The organism is Sphingobacterium sp., assembly GCF_039596235.1.
Taxonomy (GTDB): Bacteria; Bacteroidota; Bacteroidia; order Sphingobacteriales; family Sphingobacteriaceae; genus Sphingobacterium.
Genome location: NZ_JBCNKE010000003.1, coordinates 51,823 through 75,256, shown reverse-complemented (window position 1 = coordinate 75,256; position 23,434 = coordinate 51,823). Strand labels below are relative to the sequence as shown.

Here is a 23,434-nt window from a genome sequence, read left to right as displayed (position 1 = left end):
TGACTCTCTTTGATTAGGGAATGTAAAAAAAAGAGACTGTGCGGAAAAATAAGATGAAAGAAAAAAGGGGGCATTCTATCTAGAACGCCCCCTTTTTCTGATATTTTTATACTTAGTTACTGAAGTATGCGCGTACATTTTTACCTTCAATCCAGTTCATATAGGCTTTATTAACAACCTTGTTACCACCTGGAGTAGGATAATTACCAGAGAAGTACCAATCTCCGCTATGAGCTGGACATGCTTTATGTAGGTTGTCCAATGTCTGATACACCACCTCTAGCTCTGCTTTCAAATGATGCGGTCTGACGATACGGCCAATTTCTTCAGAAATTTCCTCATCTGTAAATGGCGCATAAATGGCTTTTACATGATTTTCGATTTCATTGACATCTTGGGTCATCGACAAGAGACATTTTTGATACACCTCATCAATAATATGTGCCATACCACGTTGTTTCAACAGGTTGATCGCTGCTTCGAATGCAACGAATTCACCCATACGCGACATATCAATACCATAACAATCCGGATAACGGATTTGAGGCGCTGAGGAAACGATCACAATTTTCTTCGGATTCAAACGATCCAAGATCGTGAGGATACTCTGTTTCAACGTTGTTCCCCGTACAATGGAATCATCGATTGCTACGATGGTATCTTCATGATCCTTAACAATACCATAAGTGGTATCATACACATGTTGTACCATATCTGTACGATCTGCATCTTGCGTAATGAAGGTACGTAGTTTAGCATCCTTTACATTTAGTTTTTCAAAACGTGGTTTAATGCTTAGGATCTCATCCAGCTCCTCATCAGAGATTTTATCGGCACGTTTTAATAAGGTTTCTTTCTGAAAATCCCTAACGTAGGTATTGATACCATCCATCAAACCGTAGTACGACACTTCGGCTGTATTTGGGATAAATGAGAATACCGTATTCTTAATATTACTTTTGACAGATTCCAGTACCTGCGGTACCAATAATCTACCCAGTTCTTTACGTTCTTTATAGATATCAGCATCCGATCCGCGGGAGAAATAGATACGTTCAAAAGAACATGAACGTTGTTCAACAGGTTGTCTGAACATCTCCTGCGATACAGTTCCGTCTTTTTTTGCGATCAAGGCATGTCCCGGTTTAATTTCTTTCACGGCATCAATAGGCACATTGAAAGCCGTTTGGATAACAGGCCTTTCCGAAGCCACAACCAAAATTTCCTCATCTTGGTAATAGAATGCCGGACGGATACCTGCAGGGTCACGCATCACGAATGCATCCCCATGCCCAAAAATACCGGCAATGGTGTAACCACCATCCCAAGTTTTCGCGGAACGCTTAAGGATCTTGGAAACATCAATATTTTTGGCAATCAATGAACTGATCTCAACGTTGGAATATCCTTCTTTTTTAAACTGATCAAAAAGATCCTGATTTTCATCATCTAAGAAATGTCCAATTTTTTCCAAAACGGTTACAGTATCCGCTTTTTCCTTTGGATGTTGTCCCAACTCATACAGTTGTTGCAAGAGTTCATCCACATTGGTCATGTTGAAGTTACCCGCAACAACAAGATTGCGTGACATCCAGTTGTTTTGTCTTAAAAATGGGTGACAGCTTTCGATACTGTTCTTTCCATGCGTTCCATAACGCAAATGTCCTAAAAGTACTTCTCCAGTAAAACTGACATTATCCTTTAACCATTGGGTATCCTTTGACTCATCTGGAAATGCCTTCTGAACAGAAGCAAATTTTTTCTGTACATATTCGAATATGTCTGCCACAGCAGAGGAGCCCATGGCTCTGTAACGCGAAATGTAACGATTTCCAGGTTTAACATCAAATTTAATGGTTGCAATTCCAGCCCCGTCTTGTCCACGGTTATGCTGTTTCTCCATTAATAGGTACAATTTGTTGATGCCATAGAATGGCGTACCATATTTTTCCTGATAATAAGATAAGGGTTTTAACAGGCGAATTAGTGCGATTCCGCACTCGTGTTTAATAGCGTCGCTCATATCTTGATTTGATGACGCAAAAATAAGAATTATTTAGAACTTACCGATCCCTTGCTGCACTTTTTCCCTAATAAAATTACAGTGAATCGACACTGTCTCTTCGGGATAGGTTCCTAAGCCCTATTGCGCGATAAAAACCGGAACTTTTACAGCATGGCGCAACTTGTTTACTGTCTCTCCAAATACAAAATCTTTGACCCCGGTGTGACCGTGGCTCCCCACGACCAAGAGATCAGCATGGTATTTCTCGCAAACTTCGGCAATACTTTTGATCCGATTGTTATAACCAAGTTCATATTCCGTCTGATATCCTTTGGACAGTAAAAAGTCTGCATATAGTTTCAGACGTTCCAAATCTTGTCGTGACTCAAAATCATCAGTAGACTCCCCCGTATATTTGACAGAGGCGCTTTCAACAATATGGACAACGACAAAGCTGGTATCGGCATGTGACAGTTGTAAAGCATATTGTATCACTTTCTGATCTGAGTTTGAAAAATCCAAGGCAATCACCACTTTCTTGAAAGATCCTCGGTCCTCAAAATGTAAAGCTTCAAATGGTGGGTGTACCTCCAACTCGATTGGTTTTGATTTACGCATAATGGGAATTAATACCGTCATGATCAGCAGAAAGAGCAGGCCAACGGCTCCCAGGATAAGTAACACCGTAACCAAAAGATTGTTTGCTTCGGTAATCCATCCGCTGACCTCATCATAGACCAACTTAAAATTCAACACAGCGATCACAGCCGCAATCAACCAGGCAAAAGCCTTGGTCAGTGGCTTAATGGCAAAAATCCCCATTTTCGCCTTATCGCTAACAAAGTGAATCAAGGGGATGACTGCAAAAGCCAGCTGCATGCTTAGGATGACCTGACTAAAGATCAACAGCTGCCCTACCCGCCCTTCGCCGGAAATCAGGATCACCAATACGGCGGGTATAATGGCCAAAAGCCGTGTGATAATTCGGCGTAGTGTGGGACTGATCCGCAACCGTAAGTAGCCTTCCATTACGATCTGTCCAGCCAAGGTACCGGTTACCGTGGAACTCTGTCCCGCCAGGATCAATGCCACAGCAAATAACTTCGAGGCCCATTCTGTACCAAGTAAATTGCCCAATAGGTGATAAGCATCTTCAAGTTCGGCGACATCATGCATACCATTCTTATGAAAGACCGATGCTGCAAGAATAAGAATTGCAGCATTGACCAGAAATGCCAGATTTAAGGCAATGGCACTGTCCCAAAAGTTATATTTTAGTGATTTTCGTATGGAGACCTCATTACGGTCAATCTTTCGGGTCTGCACCAGAGCAGAATGCAGATAGAGATTGTGCGGCATCACGGTAGCACCGATAATACCAATTGCAATATAGAGCGCAGCGCTATTGGGAATACTCGGGATAAAACCCGTAGCCACCTCCGCAAAATCAGGTTTGGCCAGAAACATCTCCACCAAAAAACACATACCGATCAGGGAAATTAAGCCGATAATAAACAGTTCCATCTTGCGCATTCCGAGCTTCTGCAGGTAGAGCAACAGAAAGGTATCGGCAAAACTGATCAATACCCCCCAGAGCAAATCGATACCAAACAGTAGATTAAGACCAATAGCCATTCCCAATACTTCGGCCAGATCACAGGCAGCGATGGCAATTTCAGCCAAAATATACAGCACAAAATTCATCCGCTTGGGATAGGTCTCCCGATTACATTGCGCTAGGTCCTTTCCACGCACAATACCCAAACGGGCACAAAGATTCTGAAGCAGTAAGGCCATAATATTACTCATCAGTAAGACCCAGATTAGCGCGTAGCCAAACTGACTTCCGCCAGCGAGGTCCGTCGCCCAGTTGCCCGGGTCCATATACCCAACACTGATCAGATAGGCGGGACCAAAAAAACTGAGTATCTTTTTGAACTTGGATTTTCCTTTATTGACATCAACACTTTCGTGGATATCGGATAATGATTTATGATGGGAATCGTCGTGATGCATAGTTTACATAAGGACAATATCTTTTATTGCTAGGGCTAAAGATAAAAAGCTTTACAGTATTAGGCAATTAAACAGCCATATAATTAGAATTTAAATGTAAGTTGACCCGAGTTTTCTTTCGACTGATTTCCGAATTTAACAAAATCTACAGGTTCGTACTGCCCCATATCGGGATTGAAGCGGCGGATATGCACTCCGGCACACATAAAACTCAGATCGACCGAGCGTAATAGTTTTTTTGCGATTTCAAGCTGCTCAGGTTCCAGCCTACGCCCGATAGAGATATGAGGTTCATCACTGATCTCCATCAGATCAAATGAGCCTAGGGTATGTACAACTTTTCGGGCTCGATCCTTCAGGTAACTTCGTGCATGTACTGTTGGGGCGATATAAAAGGCCCCGCCTGTAAAAGAAGAAAAATGATCAAAATAAACATACTGACTACGTTCATGCAACAATGCCTGCTGCAGAAGTTCAGTAGCCCGTATCAACGTATCTTCATTTCCGGTAAAAGCACAAATAGTCACATGAGCTTTGGAATTACAACTGTGGTACCAGCCCTTATCCTTGCCTGGAAATTCCGCCGCCAATGCTGCTCTCAACTGCTGCTTTAATCCATCGACCAATATCAAACCCGCCTCATCAGGCTGAAAAACAAACGAATATTTATTGATTCTACCCTCCATAACAAAAAATCAGCTTTTGATCAGTAGGTAAGATACCAAATCCGAAGGAGATAACAAAACGATGTTGCTTTTCTGCTCAGGCTACCATCCAATCCCATAATCCTCTCCATTGTTACTGCTACCACCCCAGAGTGTACCATGCTGTTGATCGAAGTAGATCGCGTTAATTGGACCACTGTTGCGTTCACCGAACTGGATATTGTAGCCCATTTTCTGCAGTTTTTCGACGACATCCTTCGGCGTGCGTTTATCGAGCAGTAAACTTCCGGCACGAGGTTTTCGGTCCTCGATTTTGGTTCCGCCCAAAGATAACCACAGCTGATTACTATTGATATTTGGAGCCTCGCTGGCCTGCTGCGGCGTCATGCCAAACTCAACGGTATTCAGAAAGAATTGCAACAGGTTCTGATCTTGTGTGTCGCCACCTTGTACTGCAAAAGAAAGGTAGGGTTTCCCTTCTTTCAGCGCCAAAGCTGGGGTAAGCGTTACACGCGGTCTTTTACCTGGAGCCACCACGTTAAAAGGATTGATCAGGGAGTCGAGAACAAAACTTTGTAAACGTTGACTCATCCCCACCCCCGTATTTCCAGCAATACAGGCGGGCAACCAGCCCCCACTTGGGGTGATAGAAACAACCCAGCCCTCCGCATCCGCAGCCTCCACACTTGTGGTTCCTCGTAAAAGGCGATCCATATACAAACTATCTGTAGTCACTGAGGCTAAAACGGTGCTGTCCGCGAGGGATAACAAGGAGGAAGTCGAACTCACATCGTGCTTGGGAACAAAGTCTTTTTTTGACTCGTTGTCTGGAGTAAACTGCTTTTTACGCTGTTGAAGTAGCTTTGTAAATGGATTCTTCTTCCCTTCATACGGATAAGGATCACCCGGATGAACCTGTGGATCGTTACGCAACGGATCAATGCTGGCGGCGCGTGCCTTGGCATAAGATTCACTTAATAGCCCTTGAATAGGTGCCTTAGGTAGGAAATAGGGATCGCCATAATAAAAGTCCCGGTCTGCAAAGGCCAGATTCATGGCCTGATATATCGTGTGTATATAAGGAGCAGAGTTATAGCCCATCGCTTTGAGATCGAAGTTTTTCAATAGTTGTAAACTCTGCAGCATCGCCGGTCCTTGCGTCCACTCCTGTAATTTATAGACTTCAATGCCTTTATAATTGACGTGTAAAGGTTCTTCTTCAATGGGTCTCCAGTTGGCCAGATCTTCTTTTGTGATCAAGCCCCCCTGCTCTTTGCTACCGCGTACAAATTCATCGGCGATATCACCTTTATAAAAACGGTCATAGGCGGCCATAATCGCCGTCTTCCGATCCTTGCCGGCCGCAAGGGCTTTCTTTTCAGCTTCAACAAGTTTGGTTAATGTCCGAAACAGATCCTGCTGTACAAAAAGTTCACCGGCTTCGGGTGCTTCTCTTTCTTTCCCTTGATGAACCAGGAAGACTTTTTTGCTGTATGGCCATTCTTTGATCCGCTCTTTACCCCGTTCAATACTATTAGCGGTCTGTGCATCGATGGGATAACCAGCCGCCATTTCGAGTGCTGGTGCTAGTACTTCCGCCAGGCTTTTGGTACCGTACTGAGCCAACATATAACATAAGCCACCCGGTGTGCCCGGTGTAACTGCAGCAAGGGGACCGTATTCTGGAGGAAATTCATAGCCCTTTGCGCGAAAGAAATCAACCGTTGCCCCTGTTGGCGCAACACCGAGGGCATTGATGGCAATCACTTTTTTTAATTTCGGATGATAGATCAATGCCTGTGTTTCTCCACCCCAGCTGAGCACATCCCACATCGTACAGGTTGCCGCAAGCATGGCACAGGCGGCGTCGACAGCGTTCCCTCCTTGATGGAACAATTGGGCACCAGCGGTTGCAGCCAAAGGCTTACCTGTAATCGCCATCCAGTGTTTCCCATGTAAAGGTGGCTTTTCAGTACGTTGTGCCTGTCCCTGAACTGGCGCAAATGTTGTCATCATTCCTACAAAAGCGGTGAGTAGCACATATCTTCTTTTCATCTGAGTTATTCTTTTAGGGTGTTGATTTTTCATAAGACCCATGCCTGCATCGCAACCAACGTCCGTCTTTTTTGGCTTCCTCTTCTACTTAAACAGGGATACCAGGCCGTTTAGCGCATCGTAGCACATGTAATTTTTATTAAAGACAAGATAGGAAATTTTTAAAAAATCGCCAGATCAAGGGTACAAATCCTGAATAAAAAGAGATAGCACGTAGCTAAAGGGAAATAGAGGTCGCAAAAAACAACGTGCCCATACCAACCGGAGTTGCTATGGGCACGCTATTGAATCTTCTTGACGATCAGATTACCATTGACGATCAGATTACCAATAAATGGAATACAATGCTGTGACCAATAAGGCAACAATCAATGTACCGATCAAGAATGCTTTATGTGGTTTAAACATGGTTGTATCTACTTCCAGACCAGCTGGTACCACCCCACGTTTGTTGTCAATCAAGCTGATAATGATCATACCTATGATACAGATTGCAAAGACAAAACCCATCCGGTCCAAAAACGGAATTTCGTAAATTCCCGTTGTCGGATTCGGAATAGAGAAACCGGTCGAAGCCAAGAAAGAAAGATCTGCCCAATCCGGTAATTTTTTGAAAATAATGGATAGAATAAATCCACCTATCGTCGCAAATAAAGCCGCATTGGATGTTGTTCTTTTCCAGAAAAATCCCAAAATGAACATGGCGAAAATTCCAGGCGACACAAATCCGGTATACTCCTGAATGTATTGAAATCCGCCTTTTTTGTCAATTCCCAGATGTGGCGCGATGATCACGGCCAAAATCATGGCAACAACAACAGTCAGTTTACCAATATTGACCAATTTCTTATCAGAAGCTTCGGTATTAAATACTTTTTTATAAATATCCAATGAGAAGATCGTAGCAATACTATTTGCTTTACCTGCCAATGAGGCAACTACCGCAGCTGTCAAAGCCGCAAATGAAAGCCCCTTTAGCCCCGCAGGCAACAGATTCAATAAGACCGGATAAGCATGATCCGGATTGACCTCACCATGCTGCATCATTTCATTTTGAAATAAGCCATCTTTCCACATAACGTATGCTGCAATACCCGGTAATACCACAATAATCGGCATCAACAGTTTCAAGAATGCAGCAAACAAAATCCCGTTACGTGCAGTCTTCAGATCAGCCCCCAACGCCCGCTGTGTGATATATTGGTTACAGCCCCAGTAGTTCAGATTCACAATCCACATACCACCGATCAGAACAGTCAGCCCCGGTAAATCCAGGTAGTTCTCGTTTTTACGGTCCAAAACCATATGAAAGTGGTCGGAAGCTTTTTCGGTCATCAGTTGATAGCCCTGCAGGATACCCGAACCACCATAATGTTCCGAAACCAGATTTAATGCCAAATAGGTTGTTGCCAAACCACCCAACACCAAAAAGAATACTTGAATAATATCGGTATACCCGATCACCTTCATACCGCCCAATGTGATGATAACGGCAAAAATAGCAATAGCATACATACAGGCTTCCAGACTAATACCGGAGATACTGCTCACCGCAATAGCGCCTAAGTAAAGAATCGAAGTCAGGTTGACCACCACATACAATAGTAACCAAAAGACTGCCATAATCATGGCTACAGTACCGTTATACCGCTTGTGCAGAAATTGCGGCATTGTAAAAATCTTATTCTTGAGGTATACCGGTATAAAAAACACCGCTACGACAATCAGGGTAATTGCCGCCATCCACTCATACGTCGCAATGGCAAGTCCCATTTTGAAGCCCGACCCACTCATGCCGATAAATTGTTCTGCAGAAATATTGGATGCAATCAGGGAGGCTCCAATCGCCCACCAAGTCAGTGATCCTTCGGCAAGGAAATAATCCTTGGAGCCTACCGATTCAGACTTCTTGCGATAATACACCCATAATCCATAACCTGCAACAATGACAAAGTATATCAGGAAAACGATGTAATCTTTTGTACTTAAATAATTATTCATGTATTGGTAATTGGTTTAATTTGATCGCCTAATATATAAATATTTTGATTAACTATATATATCTATTGATCAAATTTTCTAAATACTCCTGCCTTCCACTGATCGTTTGTGGCTCGCCAAATTCTATCGCTAAATCTCTCAAATATTCCAATGTTAGCTTACCTTGCTCAAAAGAAGCCCCATGACCACTATCGAAGGACGCATAACGGTCTGTTCTTATTTTACGGTATTCACCATCTTGCAAGATACGTTCGGCGGTAAGCAAAGCCCGTGCGAAAAGATCCATTCCGCCAATATGCGCATAGAATAGGTCTTGAGGATCAGTCGAGTTGCGACGGATTTTGGCATCAAAATTAACACCACCGCCCTGAAAACCGCCGCCTTCTAAAATAATCAGCATGGATTCGGTCAGTTCATTGATATCATTGGGAAATTGATCCGTATCCCAGCCATTTTGATAATCACCGCGATTGGCGTCAATGGATCCCAATTTTCCGGCATCAATGGCAACCTGCAATTCATGTTGGAAGGTATGCCCTGCTAAAGTTGCATGATTCACTTCAAGATTGAGTTTGAAATCGTCCAATAGGTCATACTGTCTCAAAAATCCCAATACGGTGGCCGCATCATAGTCATATTGATGTTTGGTCGGTTCACATGGTTTTGGTTCGATAAAGAAAGTGCCTTTGAACCCATTTTTACGCGCATAATCCTTGGCTAAATGTAAAAACTGGGCAAGATGTTCCTGTTCCCGTTTCATATTGGTATTCAACAGGCTCATATAACCTTCCCGTCCACCCCAAAACACGTAGTTTTCACCACCGAGTGCAATGGTGGCATCCAATGCAGCTTTTACCTGCGCAGCGCCATGTGTCAATACCTGAAAGTCCGGATTGGTCGCAGCTCCATTCATATAACGTCTGTGGCTGAAGAGGTTGGCTGTACCCCAAAGGAGCTTGACACCGCTCGCCTGCTGTTTTTCTTTCGCGTAGTCCACGATCGTCGCCAGTCTTTTTTCATTTTCCAGCACATTATCCGTGTAATCCACCAAGTCTACATCATGAAAACAGTAGTATGGAATATTCATTTTGCTGATAAACTCAAAAGCAGCATCCATCTTATCTTTCGCCCGTGTGATCGGGTCACTGCTTTCATCCCAAGGAAATCTGTGGGTTGGTCCGCCGAATGGATCGGAACCATCACCATTGAAAGAATGCCAATAGGAACAGGCAAACTTAAAATATTCTTCCATGGTCTTACCAGCAACCACTTGTTTTGGATTGTAATAACGAAAAGCAAATGGATTTTTGCTCTCCTGTCCTTCAAATTCGATCTGTCCGACCCCTTTAAAAAACTCCTTTTGTTCTTTGATAATGTTCATTTTATTTAGTATTGATTTTTGTTTCTAAAATTTCTTTCCACTGTTGATAATTTTCTTCATACTGATCAACCCCCTTAGGTTCCACCGTATATACCGGTTTTAAGCGATCGAAAGCCTCCACGAAATTAGCGTAATAGCCACTACCGATTCCTGCGCCTATGGCAGCGCCCACACTACCGTCATGATCGTATACTTCTACAGGAACATTAGTCGCCCCCACAAACGAGTCACGAAATACAGGACTCAAAAATAGATTGGCATTGCCGGCACGGATCATCTGCGGATATAATCCATTTTCGCGCATAATATCCAGTCCATAGCGAAAGGCAAAAGCAATCCCTTCCTGAATCGCCCGTAGGATATCAGCAGGGTCATGTCTATTGAGGTCTATTGAGGTTATCGATGCCCCCACTAATTGGTTATTCAACATACGCTCCGCTCCATTTCCAAAAGGAATAACCTGTAACCCTTTACTACCGATGGGTGAAGTCGCGGCCATATTATTGATCTGATCGTAGGATAACTCTTTTCCCAGAAGCTTCCGCCCCCAGCTGTTCATAATCCCGGTACCGTTAATGCAGAGCAATACACCTGTCCGGATTTCATCCGGTCCATAGTTGACGTGGGCAAATGTATTGACACGAGACTCGCGGTCAGCAATCAGCTTGTCGCTTACTCCATAGATAACACCCGAAGTACCTGCTGTAGCGGCGACTTCACCCGGTTGAAGTACATTTAGGGAAAGCGCATTATTCGGCTGATCTCCGGCTTTATAGTTGATAGTTGCCTTCGCTGATAGCCCCAACTCATCTGCCACAGTTGGCTTAATCTGACCGTGTTCAGCAAAAACGGGCAATATGACCGGTATTAAATCCGCATCGAAACCATAATAGTCCATCAGTGCCGAAGAAAGTTCATTGCGCTGAAAATCCCAGAATACTCCCTCCGATAATGCCGAGATGGATGTACTGATGGTACCTGAAAGTTTCATGGCTATAAAATCCCCGGGAAGCATGACCTTATCGATTTTCTGGTAGATTTCGGGTTCATTGGCTTTGACCCAGGCTAATTTTGAAGCGGTAAAATTGCCCGGTGAATTGAGGTGGTGTTTCAAATTGAATTCCTTTCCAATCTCCTCAAAAGCTTTGTTTCCAAGCGCAACAGCTCGGCTATCACACCAGATAATCGCATTGCGCAATACCTGTTGCTCCTTATCGACAACAACAAGGCCGTGCATCTGATAGGCTATACCGATTGCCGTGATCTGCTTGGGGTCGTACAGCCCCGAAGCGTTTGCCTGGGATAAAGCCCGTTTGAAATAGGTCCACCAGTCCTGGGGATCCTGTTCCGCCCAATTGGGCTGCGGCGAAATAATAAGAGCCTCCTCCGCGGGATATTGCGTCGAACAGACCTTGCGTTGGGAGGATGCTTCAACAATGGAAACCTTGACCGAAGAAGTACCAATATCTATACCTAAAAAATACATGCTAATCGTATAACTGGTTATTTAAATAATGTCCGGCAACAAAATTGCAACCGGTTGCATAAAAGTAGGATATGTTTCCGAATTTTCCAAAATATTCAATAAAATTATTTACTTTGGGGTGTGAAAAGAAAAACAACGATTTACGATATTGCACGGGCGCTTGGAATCACGGTTTCAACAGTTTCACGTGCCTTGAATAATATACCCACCATTAGTGAGGCTACACGGCAGTTGGTCCTGGACAAAGCAAAAGAACTCAATTACAGTGTCAATAAAATTGCGTCTTCACTCTCTTCGGGTCGGTCCAATACCATTGGGGTGATCGTACCAACAATGCAAATCCATTTTTTTGCAGAAGCAGTTCACAGTATTGAAAAAGAATTAAAGAAGCACAACTATAGCCTACTGCTTTATCAATCGAATGAATCTTATTCGGATGAAGTAAATGGAGTCAAAACTTTATTGGAAGCACAGGTGGACGGCATCATCGCCTCACTCTCCTTGGAAACCCAGCAAATAGCACATTTTCAGGAAGTCATTAAGCAAGGCAAGAGTCTAATTATCTTTGACCGAACACACCAGGATATTGCAGCACCTGTAGTTAAATTGAATGATTTTGAGGCGGGCTATCTTGCGACCAAACATCTGATCGAACAAGGGTATAAAAAAATTGGTTTTATCACCACGAACAAGGAAATCGCTATTTTTCAGGATCGTTTCAGCGGTTTTGAAGCAGCCTTGAAGGAAGCTGATCTTCCGCAGCTGGATGAACTTATTGTCCGCGGGGAGCTCTCTATTGAAGCGGGTATAAAAGGCACCAAGCAGATTCTGCAATCTTCCGTTCAACCGGATGCGATCATTGGTGGTGACGACTTTACTGCTGTGGGCATTATCCAGGCGCTTAAAGCGGCCGAGATTGCTATTCCAGCAACCGGTGTTATCGGTTTTGCCAATCAGACTTTCTCTTCGTTTATTACGCCGACTTTGTCAAGTATCGATCAACAGGCCAACAAAATGGGCGAAGAATGTGCTAAACTGTTTCTGAAGATGGTTAAACAAAAGGATCCTTATGAAGATATCGAACAGGTTGTTCTCGATCCAATCCTGGTAAAAAGAAAATCTACCTGTAGAATAGACAACTAATTGATAACATGATGAGGATATCCAACGGCTTGCACCCGATCCAATCCTGGAAAAGAAAATCTACCTGTGGAATAGACAACTAATTGATAACATGATGAGGATATCCAACAGCTTTTACCCGTTCCAATCCTGGTAAAAAGAAAATCTACCCGTAGAATAGACAAATTATTGATACCTTTGCCGAAATTTGAAATCAATGCAAGCCAGGCAGAAGTTTAGAATTTTAAGTATTTGCTTATTATTTGTTATTCAGGCACTCTTTCTAGTCGCCATTTTTGTTGAAAACACCAACTCCTATATTGTACTGTCATTCATCGGATTCCTTTCCTTATTTATCTTATATAGCTACCTCAAATCGCCGATACACCACCACAGCCATGAATACGAATCAATCAAAATTGCGGTATGGGTGCCAGTAGGTGCCATCATCTCCTATTACTTCAATCAGATCTTTGGACTCGGACCGGTCATGGGCGCTGCACTGACAGGTACATTAGCTTCATTCATTCCCAATATGAATAAAAATTCCAGCTACCTCCCCCATCTCCCTGCAGCCATCTATTGTGGTGCTTTTGTGGGTATGTCAAGTTCCCAGGTTGCTCATGGGTTTTCTTTTATATTGACAGCGGGTGTCTTTACCGCAGTCTTTCTGGTCATTTCAAAAAGCTTACTGAATGGCGTCGGTGGCAAATTGGGCACCCTGGCTTTCCTCGGTGTTTCGCTGACCTATTTACTACTTTATCTTTTCAAATAACATGGAAACATTCATTCTATATCTTGTCGGAATTATCGGAAGTACAGCGACCTATTATGTAAACACAAAATACAAACAGGGCGCAGTACGCTCCTCCGCCTTACTAACATTGATCGTATCCGGTTTCCTGTATTTCTTTCCCCATCTACTCTCCAACTATCTCACCCAGTATATCCCGGCCGTATTTATTGGTGCATCTTTTATTGGTATGGTATCCAAGACACAGCTATCTACCTATTTTGGACTTTCATTAGCCGGTGTTATCTTTACCACCATTCTACTCAACACCAGTAAATTTTTTAATGGATATGGTGGCGCATTGGGAACATCAGCCTGCATATCCTTGCTCGTGATATTAAGTATCCCTTATTTTAAATCGCCTAAGAAAATGACTGTTGGCTTACTCCTATTGAGGAAAACGATAATAAAAAAAAGACGTAAAGCAGCCCGCAGAAGTGTAGATTTGTCTAAATAATATCCGTAGATTTATCCGAATAACGCGAATGAATTTACTGCGATAATACAATTGGATTTAGCGTAAATTGATCTCTGCAATTAGTATGACTGGATTTAATGTAAATAACCACATGAAACCACTATTTTTTCTCTTTCTCGTTCAGGTCTTTCTTGTCGAAAGTCTGTCTGCACAAAAAAATACAATTCAGCTATTGAACCAGGAGCGTAACAGCAGTTATCGGGGGCTAAGTGTTGTCGATGATCAGACACTTTGGGTCAGCGGAAGCAATGGCACAGTAGGCCTGAGTACCGATGCCGGGAAGAATTGGCAGTGGGTCAATCCTATCGGTTATGAAAAGATAGATTTTAGAGATATCGAGGCTTTCGATGAAAATCAGGCCCTGATTATCTCGGCAGGTTCTCCAGCCCTAGTATTGCTTACAACTGATGCTGGCAGAAGCTGGAAAGAGGTTTTTAAAGATACACGTCCCGAAATATTTTACGATGGTTTTGCTTTTACACCAAAGGGTGTGGGTATCGCTTTCGGCGATGCCATTCACGGAAAGATGCCCTTATTAAAAACAACAGATTTTGGGCAGACCTGGAAAGATATATCCGCCAATCTAAGTCATACCATTGCCGACGGTGAGGCCGGTTTTGCTGCCAGCGGTACATCCATCTTTAGTCTTGCCACAGGAGACTTTTGGATCGCAACTGGTGGAACGGTTTCCAATATCTACACGAGCAAAGATCAGGGAGATACCTGGCAGCGTTACAGCTGCCCTATTACGCAAGGACAAAATAGCACTGGCCCTTTTTCCATTGCATTCAGTACGCCTAAATCGGGGATTGTCGTTGGTGGGGATTACAGAAATGATAAAAATAAGGATAAAGCCTGCTTTTTGAGCAATGATGGTGGTAGAACTTGGCAAGCCTCGCGTCAGCCAGTATCGGGGTTTAAATCGGCTGTCATCTATCTCTCGAACAAACAACTGATCTGTACCGGAACGTCAGGAACAGATCTGTCAGCGGACAAAGGAAAAACATGGTATAATATCTCATCGGACAGCTACAACGCAGTGCAGAAGGCTAAAAAAGGTAAAGCTGTCTTTTTCGCGGGAGATAAAGGAAAAATAGCCAGGCTGGTCCAATAAACCAACCTGGCTATTTTTGAATTCTAGGGCTCAGCCATCGGATGTGATTAAAGAACCCTAAGCATTTTTGCTGTATCCTACCCGCTACGTCAATATGGAGTACACAGCAATAACGGATAATCATTTGAGCTAGCCTTATGCCTATGCAGCGCTTAACAATGTTCCATCAGCTCGATACAACAAAAGCGGACCCGCCTTATCTGCGTGTCAGGCGCGACTCTTCTAAGTCCAATGAATATTCCAGATCCTTGATTACGTCACTGTCATACTCTTTGTTCTCCTTCATTTTCGCTAATCCTTCCCGACGCACCGCCAGAATTTCCAGCATAATTTTATTATACAAACCCCTGACGGCCGATAACTGCGCCCGGGTATCCTCTTCTTTGGCACGTTCAGATGCGTTTATGCTTCGGATAAGTTGTTCTTTTACCCTTGCAATTGTTTCGTATTCCATCATCTCCTTGGCATAATGCTTATCAAGATAAGCGATGGAGTCCTTTCCAAGCCGAACACGGATTTCATCAATTTGCTCCTCCATGGGTACCTGTTCATCAACCTCCTCAATCTTGATCAATTTTATAAGCAGAGGTAGTGTAAGTCCCTGAAACACCAAAGTCACCAGAATAACAACAAAAGTGATAAACAAAATGAGATTACGATGCGGAAAAGCTGTTCCGTCATATAAGGTCATCGGGATAGCCAAGGCTGAAGCGAGGGAAACGACACCCCGCATACCGGCCCAACCCACGATCAAGGGTAGCTTCCAGCCCGGGCTTTTTTCTCTGACACGAACTCTTTTGAACAATAAACGTGGAACATAGGCCGAAAGGTAAACCGCAATCAGGCGCAATACAATCACAATAACGCAGATCGCCAAAGAAAAATCGATGGCCTCTTCCATGGAGTATTCACCTAATCCATTGATGATCACCGGTAGTTCAAGCCCAATGAGAATAAAAACAAAACCATTCAATAAAAATCCTATTGTTGCCCAAACTTCCTTGGTTTGTATCCGGGTATGATAGTTCAGATAATCACCCGCCCGGAAAGAAAGGAACAAGCCGCCGCTGACCACAGCCAAAACACCTGACCATTCAAAATGTTCGGCAACGATATACATCAAGTAGGGAGCGATCAGTGTAATGGGCGTCGATATACTCGAGGATTTAGCGACATAACGCAAAAAGAAATACAAGATATGGCCGATCACAAGTCCAACGACAACCCCCATTACAGAGAGGACAAGAAATTGTGTGGTTGCTGTTCCCATGGCAAATTGCCCCGTTAGGATAGCGATGGAAGCAAACCGAAACACGGTCAAAGAAGCCGCATCGTTGACTAGACTTTCGCCTTCCAAGATCGTGATACCCCGTTTAGGTATACTCACGCCTTTTAATACCGAACTTGCGGCAACTGCGTCCGGCGGAGAAATAATACCGCCCAGCAAAAAGCCCAAAGCCAAGGTAAACCCGGGAATAATACTGACTGAGAAATAAGCAATAGCCAAAGATGTGAAAAAGACCAGCCCAAAACCCATGACGAAAATAGATCGTCGCCATTTCAGAAAATTATTCCAGTTGGTATACCAGGCCGCTTCAAACAGCAGGGGTGGCAAAAATACCAAAAAGACAATATCTGGATCTATGCTTATCACCGGTGCTCCTGGAATAAGAGAAATCCCCAAGCCCCCTATAACCAATAAGATGGGATAGGATATTTTTAGTCGTTGACTCAGCACAAACAGCATCGCCATAAAGAAAAACAGAACCATGACCAGCAACAGGTTATTATGCACGTTGTGTCCCAACTTTCCACCAATGGCCGACTTCACCTCCTGATAAGGCGTAAGCATAGACAGGTTGTATTGCCTGATCTTCCAATCATTATCGATCTTACTCAGCACACCTGTACCCCTAAAATACTTGGTATTTATCTTAAAAGTCTCATCAAACCAAGCCGTTGTGCTATCGGTATTAAAATGGACAGATCTATTTTGATAAGTATAGTTCCAGGCATATTTAGTATTAAAATATTGCTCAGAGAAGGTATTACTGTGATTTTTATCCCAACGTTCCTGCCGGTCGGCCCCCAATATTACCGCATCTGCCGAAAGTGAATTGATAAACGGGCCGAACTTCACTTCGCCCGAAGATTTATGCCAGGTATCCAAAGTCGTATTGACTGCATCAATAGGCTTTTGAGCCATCAGCGGAACGGCATATAAAAATAGACTCAAAAAACAATAAATCGCTATAAGGGTCTTTTTGATCATAAATTATGCTTACGTATTATTTGGTGGAAATATATTATTATGTAGAACATAAAACAAAAAGCTGCGGATGCAGCTTTTTGTTTTTATTTAATTATTTCTTCGATCTCGCGAATGATTTTTTGCGCAATTTGCTCAGCGGCTTCCGGTGTTGGCCCTTCGGAGTAGATCCGAATAATTGGCTCGGTATTGGATTTACGCAAATGCACCCACTCATTTTCAAAATCTATTTTCAGACCATCGATGGTACTATGCTCTTCGTTTTTATACTTTTCTTCCATTTTCGCCAAAAGATTGTCGATATCCAGTTCTGGTGTCAACGTGATCTTATTCTTGGACATAAAATATTGTGGCAGTGAAGCGCGGTACTCCGAAGCTTTCTTACCCAACTTTGCCAAATGCGTCAGAAAAATAGCGACACCTACCAAAGCGTCACGACCATAATGTGAAGCCGGATAGATTACCCCACCGTTACCTTCACCACCGATCACAGCATCCACTTCCTTCATTTTAGTAACCACATTAACTTCGCCAACAGCAGCAGCATAATATTCACCACCGTGCGCTTTGGTTACATCACGTAGCGCACGTGTCGATGATAAATTGGAAACCGTATTACCTTTTTTATGTTGTAAGAGATAATCAGCCACTGCGACAAGTGTGTATTCCTCACCAAATAACTCCCCGTCTTCCATCATAAATACCAAACGGTCCACATCTGGATCAACGGCAATTCCCAAGTCAGCTTTATTTTCGATCACGGCAGCAGATAAATCTGTGAGATGTTCTTTTAGAGGCTCGGGGTTATGCGGGAAATTGCCATTCGGCTCACAGTGAATTTTATAAATTGTCTGTACACCCAGCGCATCCAGTAATGCAGGAATAAATGTTCCACCCGTACTATTCACGGCATCCAGAGCAACTTTAAAGTTCGCCGCTTTGATGGCTTCTTTATCTACATATTCCAATGCCAATACAGCATCCACATGTTTTTGTAGATAAGAATAATCTTTGTGTACCGAACCTAGTTGCTCAACAGCAGAAAAATCAAAATCCAGGGATTCACCAAGGGCTAAAACTTCCTTACCTTCGGCATCAGATATAAATTCGCCTTTTGCGTTTAACAATTTAAGCGCATTCCATTGTCCTGGATTGTGCGAAGCTGTCAGGATAATCCCCCCGGCTGCTTTTTCCATGGGAACAGCAATCTCCACGGTAGGCGTTGTCGATAATCCCAAATCAATGACATCAACACCGATACTTTGCAGCGTTCCGATAACCAGGTTGCTGACCATTTCGCCAGAAACACGGGCATCTCTTCCGACCACAATCTTCTTTATTCCGCTTTGCTTTACGATGATAGTTCCATAAGCCGCTGTAAATTTAACAATATCTATTGGCGTAAGTCCTTCTCCTGCACGACCGCCTATCGTACCTCGTATTCCTGAGATTGATTTAATTAAAGTCATTTCCTTTGAATTGATTAACGTGTAAATTTAGCATTATGGCAATAAAATATCGAATTAAAATTATAATTATTGAATATTTAACGTATCTTTGTTGCAACAAAGTTGTTTTTAAAAGAAACAATCGTTTGCAATGAAATTATTTTTACTTTTGAAAAGCGAGTTTTTAAAAGTTTGGGAATTTCATTGTAATCAACAACATTTATGATTCAACAATTAGTACACATCGACCAGGAAATTTTTCTTGCCATCAACCAAGGTTTAAGTAACCCTGTATTTGACTGGCTGTTGCCCATATTGCGTAATCCATACACATGGGCTCCATTGTATCTGTTTCTGGTCATTTTTTTCATCAAGACCTATGGAAAAACAGGTATACTAATTGTTGCGATGACATTGGTTACTTTTGGTATTTCCGATGGTATCTCATCGCATTTGATCAAAAAGACTGTCAAAAGAATCAGACCCTGCAATGATGTCGAGTTTAAGGAAAATGTCAATATTCGGGTACGATGTGGTTCCGGATTTAGCTTTACTTCCTCACATGCAGCCAATCACTTTTCTTTGGCCTTCTTTTGGATTGTGCTATTCCGAAGAAGATGGAAGTATGTGCTTTGGCTATGTATTGCCTGGGCATTCCTGATTTCGGTCTCCCAAATCTATGTTGGTGTTCATTACCCGTTTGATATACTTTGTGGTTCGGCGCTGGGAATCCTGGTCGGCTTGGCTACTGGCTATCTATTTAAGCGGTTCGTACCTAGCTTTTTTAAAACTGAACAAGTATAATGAATTCAATTTTATTGATTTTAATTTTATTCGTACCTGCGTTTGCAAGTGGTATCGCTGTCTTTTTTGTACAGAAAAAAGGGACAAATTTTCTAAAATTAATCCTTTCATTCAGTGGAGCTTATCTATTCTCCATTACTGTACTGCATTTAATTCCACATGTTTATCAGTCAACGAACACTTCTCCCGAAATATTGGGCATCTATGTTCTTGGTGGCTTTCTGTTCCAATTATTCCTAGAGCAATTTTCTCAGGGGATTGAACACGGGCATATCCATACCGAAAATGGACATGGCCATCACAGCCACAGTTTTCCGATCGGGATAATGTTTAGTTTATGTCTCCATGCCTTTCTGGAGGGAATGCCGCTGGCCGCGACACATCAGACCGAGCTTGCATTGGGGATCTCGATCCATCATATTCCGGCTGCATTCGCCTTAGGCAGCATCTTGATCAGTACACACCTGAAAAAAAACACGATTATCATTACGCTGGCATTATTTGCCGCCATGACCCCTTTCGGCTTTCTATTGAGTAAAGCGATTAGCGCCGGGGAGGTGGGTAATATTCAGCAATATTTTGATAAGATCATGGCCGTGGTAATTGGTATATTTCTACATATATCGACAACCATATTATTCGAGTCCGGATCGATAGACCATCATAAATTTAACAAAAAGAAAATGATTGCGGTAATCGCGGGGGTGGCCATCGCCTTAGCAAGTTTTGCTTTCGCTGGCGAGCATGATCATGCCCACGACCACGGACCGGGCAAGCAAGAAGAGCTGCATGATCATGATCATCATGACCATGCACATTAATTTAGCCTCTCAGCTTGTCCAATAAAGCGCTGAGTTGAGTTGCTTCTTTGGGGGTAATCCTATCGGACAAAATATCTTTCATTAACATCGGTTCTTCCAGATTCTCGAGAATCTTCAGTCCCTTATCAGTGATAACCAGATCAACTGCCCGCTTATCACCGCCGGATTGACAACGGGAAACAAGTCCTTTTGTCACCATCCTATCCATCATACGGGAGATATCAGGTGTGGTACTTAACATTCTTGATTTGATCAGGTTATTGGTTGCAGGTTTTGGATATTGTCCCCGGAGGATACGTAAGACATTAAATTGTTTCAAAGTGATCCCCTCTTCGGCTGCCCTTTGTTCAAGTTCATTATTAAGCCAATTGTACGTGTATAGGATATTTACGGTACAACGATGCCATTCATTACTGAATTTACTTACTTTGATTTCGTCCTCGATTTTCATTTTGGTTGATAATTAATCCCTTTTAATCGTAAAGATAGCTGTTTTTTGCGCTAAATACATAACTATGACATTAGAATCATTCTAAATGGTAGAAAATCTGTATATTTGGAGGATACAAAAAAACAGGTAGATGCGTAATAAAAGTAGCTTAGACAAGCTAAAAAAAGGGGAAAAAGCGGTAATTATTGATTTTGATTCGCACGATATTCCAGCTAAATTTTTCGAATTGGGTTTTATACCCGGTACAGAAGTAGAAGTGAAACATATCGCACCTTTAAATGGTCCTATATGTTTAAATATTATTGCTAATAACGCCTTGATTGCTATTCGCAAATCAGAAGCTAAAGTCATCCTTATTGATCAAAAATAATGAATAACCCGATTATTGCACTTTTGGGTAATCCAAACGTGGGTAAAACCTCTCTTTTTAACCGGATTACAAAATTAAATCAAAAGGTAGGAAACTATCCTGGTATCACAGTAGAAAAACGTGAAGGGCATGTTAAAGCCAACAACAAGACCTACCGTGTTATAGACCTTCCGGGAACCTATACTCTGTTCCCAAGTTCAATGGATGAAGAAGTTGTTTTCAATACTTTGGTCAACAAAGAAAACAGTTTTAGACCCAATCTTGTCGTTGTCGTCGCTGAGCCGACCAACCTAAAAAGGTCTATCATCCTCTATCAACAGGCGCGGGAACTTGGGCTTCCAGCGATCTTTGTCATCAATATGATCGATGAGGCCAAGGAAAAAGGAATTCATATAGATATCGCCAAACTCGAGCAGCTACTCAATACAAAAGTATACGAAACAAATGCACGCACAGGGCAAGGCATAGATCAACTGATCAAAAACTTCGATGCAGTACCGCCGATGTATATCAGCAAGTTCCAATTGCCAGCCATAGCGAATGAAGCATTGGAAGAGACGAAAAGACTGTTCCCTTTGGATACCGAATACCATACCTGGCAATATCTAGCCAAGGGTGAAGTATCTTTTCTATCCAAAGAAAAAAATCAGGCGATTCAACAAATCCGCGAAAAGCATCAATTAAAGGCGGAGAAATTGCAAAAAGAAGAAGCTATCCTGCGGAGCAAATCCTTAGATGGAAACTTAGCTGAAATCTATACCAAGGACGATGCATCCAACACAAATAAGACAAACGCGATCGACAAAGTATTGCTCCATCCGATCTTTGGCTATCTGATCTTTTTTGGTATTCTTTTCCTGATTTTCCAGGCTATATATACCTGGTCAGGTCCGGCCATGGATTTTATTGATGGTCTTTTTGGTGATCTCGCAGCCTATACGCAAGCAATCCTGCCTGCAGGGCCATTAACAGATCTGTTAAGCAATGGGATTATCAAAGGTATCGGCGGTATCGTCATCTTTATCCCACAGATCGTTATTCTATACATTTTTATTTCCATTATGGAAGAGACGGGCTATATGAGTCGTGTGGTTTTCCTGATGGACCGTTGGCTCAGACCTTTTGGGTTAAATGGAAAATCGGTGATTCCACTGATCTCAGGCGTAGCATGTGCGGTACCTGCCGTCATGTCTGCACGTAATATCGAAAATGCAAAGGAAAGACTAGTCACCATATTGGTTACGCCATTCATGACCTGTTCTGCCCGTCTACCTATCTACATCGTGTTGATCGGATTGGTGATCCCGAATACCAAATACGCCGGATTTCAACTGCAGGGGATGGTTTTGTTTGTCATGTATATCCTTGGGATATTTGCCGCATTATTTTCAGCCATTCTCCTGACAAAAATCATTAAATCCAAACACAAGTCCTTCCTCATCTTTGAGCTTCCGACATATAAGTCTCCGGACTGGAAAAATGTCGCTTTAAATGTATGGGAGAAAACATCAAGTTTTGTCTTCGGAGCGGGTAAGATCATCTTGGCCATCTCGGTTATCCTTTGGGCCTTGGGCAGCTTTGGACCTAACGACAAATTCAGTAATGCAAAAGAATATGTAATACAAAACAATCCTAATCTCTCGGGCGAAGACCTAGACCATGAGATCTCTTCCTATCGTTTGGAACACTCCTTTCTCGGTTATCTTGGCATGGCAATTGAACCGGTTGTAGAGCCACTAGGTTACGACTGGAAGATGGGAATTGGTTTGATCTCTTCTTTTGCTGCAAGAGAGGTTTTCGTCGGTACCATGGCGACGGTATACAGTCTAGGCGACGAGGTTAATATTGAAGATGAAGCAACGAAAACAACCGTATTGAGCAAAATGCGCAGTGAGATCAACCGCAACACAGGCTTACCAGCCTACAATTTTGCTTCGGGGATATCGCTTCTCTTATTTTATGCGTTTGCCATGCAATGTATGAGTACCATAGCGGCGGTTAAAAGAGAAACCGGTTCGTGGAAATGGACATTAATTCAGGTTGGTTTTATGACAGGTCTGGCTTATTTCAGTGCCTTGATTGCTTATCAGCTTTTAAAATAGATTGACATGTTGTGTGAGTTTGCTTAGTAGCGACTTTTACAGCCCTTAAAAAA

At 42.7% G+C, this 23,434-nt stretch carries 18 protein-coding genes; 8 read left to right on the top strand and 10 right to left on the bottom strand.

Features of this window, described 5'->3' with window-relative positions; translation table 11 throughout:
- Positions 1–112: 112 nt before the first annotated feature.
- The 7 genes from ABDW32_RS07795 to ABDW32_RS07765 all read right to left on the bottom strand — a co-directional run bounded on the left by ABDW32_RS07795 (position 113) and on the right by ABDW32_RS07765 (position 11,609).
- Positions 113–2,023: an amidophosphoribosyltransferase gene (locus ABDW32_RS07795; protein WP_343561094.1), complete on the bottom strand. Its 1,911-nt coding sequence runs from the start codon at positions 2,021–2,023 to the stop codon at positions 113–115.
- A 120-nt stretch (positions 2,024–2,143) separates the two neighbouring features.
- Positions 2,144–4,021: an Nramp family divalent metal transporter gene (locus tag ABDW32_RS07790; protein WP_343561092.1), complete on the bottom strand. Its 1,878-nt coding sequence runs from the start codon at positions 4,019–4,021 to the stop codon at positions 2,144–2,146.
- A gap of 83 nt (positions 4,022–4,104) precedes the next feature.
- Positions 4,105–4,707 carry a 2'-5' RNA ligase family protein gene (locus tag ABDW32_RS07785; RefSeq protein WP_343561090.1) on the bottom strand — a complete coding sequence of 201 codons (603 nt, stop codon included), beginning with the start codon at positions 4,705–4,707 and terminating at the stop codon, positions 4,105–4,107.
- A gap of 81 nt (positions 4,708–4,788) precedes the next feature.
- Complete coding sequence (locus ABDW32_RS07780; RefSeq protein WP_343561088.1) at positions 4,789–6,741, bottom strand: gamma-glutamyltransferase; 1,953 nt, start codon at positions 6,739–6,741, stop codon at positions 4,789–4,791.
- Positions 6,742–7,065: 324 nt separating this feature from the next.
- A complete protein-coding gene (locus tag ABDW32_RS07775) occupies positions 7,066–8,742 on the bottom strand; it encodes a sodium/sugar symporter (protein ID WP_343561087.1) in 1,677 nt (558 codons plus the stop codon).
- A 52-nt stretch (positions 8,743–8,794) separates the two neighbouring features.
- Entirely contained in the window at positions 8,795–10,123 is a 1,329-nt protein-coding gene (xylA, locus tag ABDW32_RS07770) for a xylose isomerase (protein WP_343561085.1), read from the bottom strand.
- 1 nt (position 10,124) lies between these two features.
- Positions 10,125–11,609: an FGGY family carbohydrate kinase gene (locus tag ABDW32_RS07765; protein ID WP_343561083.1), complete on the bottom strand. Its 1,485-nt coding sequence runs from the start codon at positions 11,607–11,609 to the stop codon at positions 10,125–10,127.
- 120 nt (positions 11,610–11,729) lie between these two features.
- Here ABDW32_RS07765 and ABDW32_RS07760 point away from each other — a divergent pair, with 120 nt between their 5' ends.
- The 4 genes from ABDW32_RS07760 to ABDW32_RS07745 all read left to right on the top strand — a co-directional run bounded on the left by ABDW32_RS07760 (position 11,730) and on the right by ABDW32_RS07745 (position 15,116).
- Positions 11,730–12,752 (top strand): LacI family DNA-binding transcriptional regulator, encoded by a 1,023-nt coding sequence (locus ABDW32_RS07760; protein ID WP_343561081.1) that lies wholly within the window; start codon positions 11,730–11,732, stop codon positions 12,750–12,752.
- Between the two features lie 196 nt (positions 12,753–12,948).
- The gene (locus ABDW32_RS07755; protein WP_343561079.1) at positions 12,949–13,506 is read left to right on the top strand and encodes a hypothetical protein; all 558 of its coding nucleotides are present in this window, start codon (positions 12,949–12,951) and stop codon (positions 13,504–13,506) included.
- Position 13,507: 1 nt separating this feature from the next.
- Positions 13,508–13,981: a hypothetical protein gene (locus ABDW32_RS07750; protein WP_343561077.1), complete on the top strand. Its 474-nt coding sequence runs from the start codon at positions 13,508–13,510 to the stop codon at positions 13,979–13,981.
- 112 nt (positions 13,982–14,093) lie between these two features.
- A complete protein-coding gene (locus ABDW32_RS07745; protein ID WP_343561075.1) occupies positions 14,094–15,116 on the top strand; it encodes an oxidoreductase in 1,023 nt (340 codons plus the stop codon).
- A gap of 196 nt (positions 15,117–15,312) precedes the next feature.
- Here the strand turns inward: ABDW32_RS07745 and ABDW32_RS07740 are convergent, their stop codons facing one another.
- Positions 15,313–17,388 carry a Na+/H+ antiporter gene (locus ABDW32_RS07740; protein ID WP_343561073.1) on the bottom strand — a complete coding sequence of 692 codons (2,076 nt, stop codon included), beginning with the start codon at positions 17,386–17,388 and terminating at the stop codon, positions 15,313–15,315.
- 83 nt (positions 17,389–17,471) lie between these two features.
- Complete coding sequence (glmM, locus tag ABDW32_RS07735) at positions 17,472–18,854, bottom strand: phosphoglucosamine mutase (RefSeq protein ID WP_343561071.1); 1,383 nt, start codon at positions 18,852–18,854, stop codon at positions 17,472–17,474.
- Positions 18,855–19,055: 201 nt separating this feature from the next.
- Here glmM and ABDW32_RS07730 point away from each other — a divergent pair, with 201 nt between their 5' ends.
- Positions 19,056–19,637: a phosphatase PAP2 family protein gene (locus ABDW32_RS07730; protein ID WP_120259090.1), complete on the top strand. Its 582-nt coding sequence runs from the start codon at positions 19,056–19,058 to the stop codon at positions 19,635–19,637.
- Positions 19,637–20,458 (top strand): ZIP family metal transporter, encoded by an 822-nt coding sequence (locus ABDW32_RS07725; protein WP_343561067.1) that lies wholly within the window; start codon positions 19,637–19,639, stop codon positions 20,456–20,458. Before ABDW32_RS07730 ends, ABDW32_RS07725 begins: the two co-directional genes overlap by 1 nt.
- Position 20,459: 1 nt before the next feature.
- On the opposite strand, the gene ABDW32_RS07720 is transcribed toward ABDW32_RS07725, so the two are convergent.
- A complete protein-coding gene (locus tag ABDW32_RS07720; protein ID WP_343561065.1) occupies positions 20,460–20,909 on the bottom strand; it encodes a MarR family transcriptional regulator in 450 nt (149 codons plus the stop codon).
- 130 nt (positions 20,910–21,039) lie between these two features.
- Here ABDW32_RS07720 and ABDW32_RS07715 point away from each other — a divergent pair, with 130 nt between their 5' ends.
- On the top strand, positions 21,040–21,279 hold the full coding sequence (locus ABDW32_RS07715; RefSeq protein WP_343561063.1) for a FeoA family protein: 240 nt from the start codon (positions 21,040–21,042) through the stop codon (positions 21,277–21,279).
- Positions 21,279–23,381 (top strand): ferrous iron transport protein B, encoded by a 2,103-nt coding sequence (gene feoB, locus ABDW32_RS07710; protein WP_343561061.1) that lies wholly within the window; start codon positions 21,279–21,281, stop codon positions 23,379–23,381. The genes ABDW32_RS07715 and feoB overlap by 1 nt, the downstream gene beginning before the upstream one ends.
- Positions 23,382–23,434: the final 53 nt, after the last annotated feature.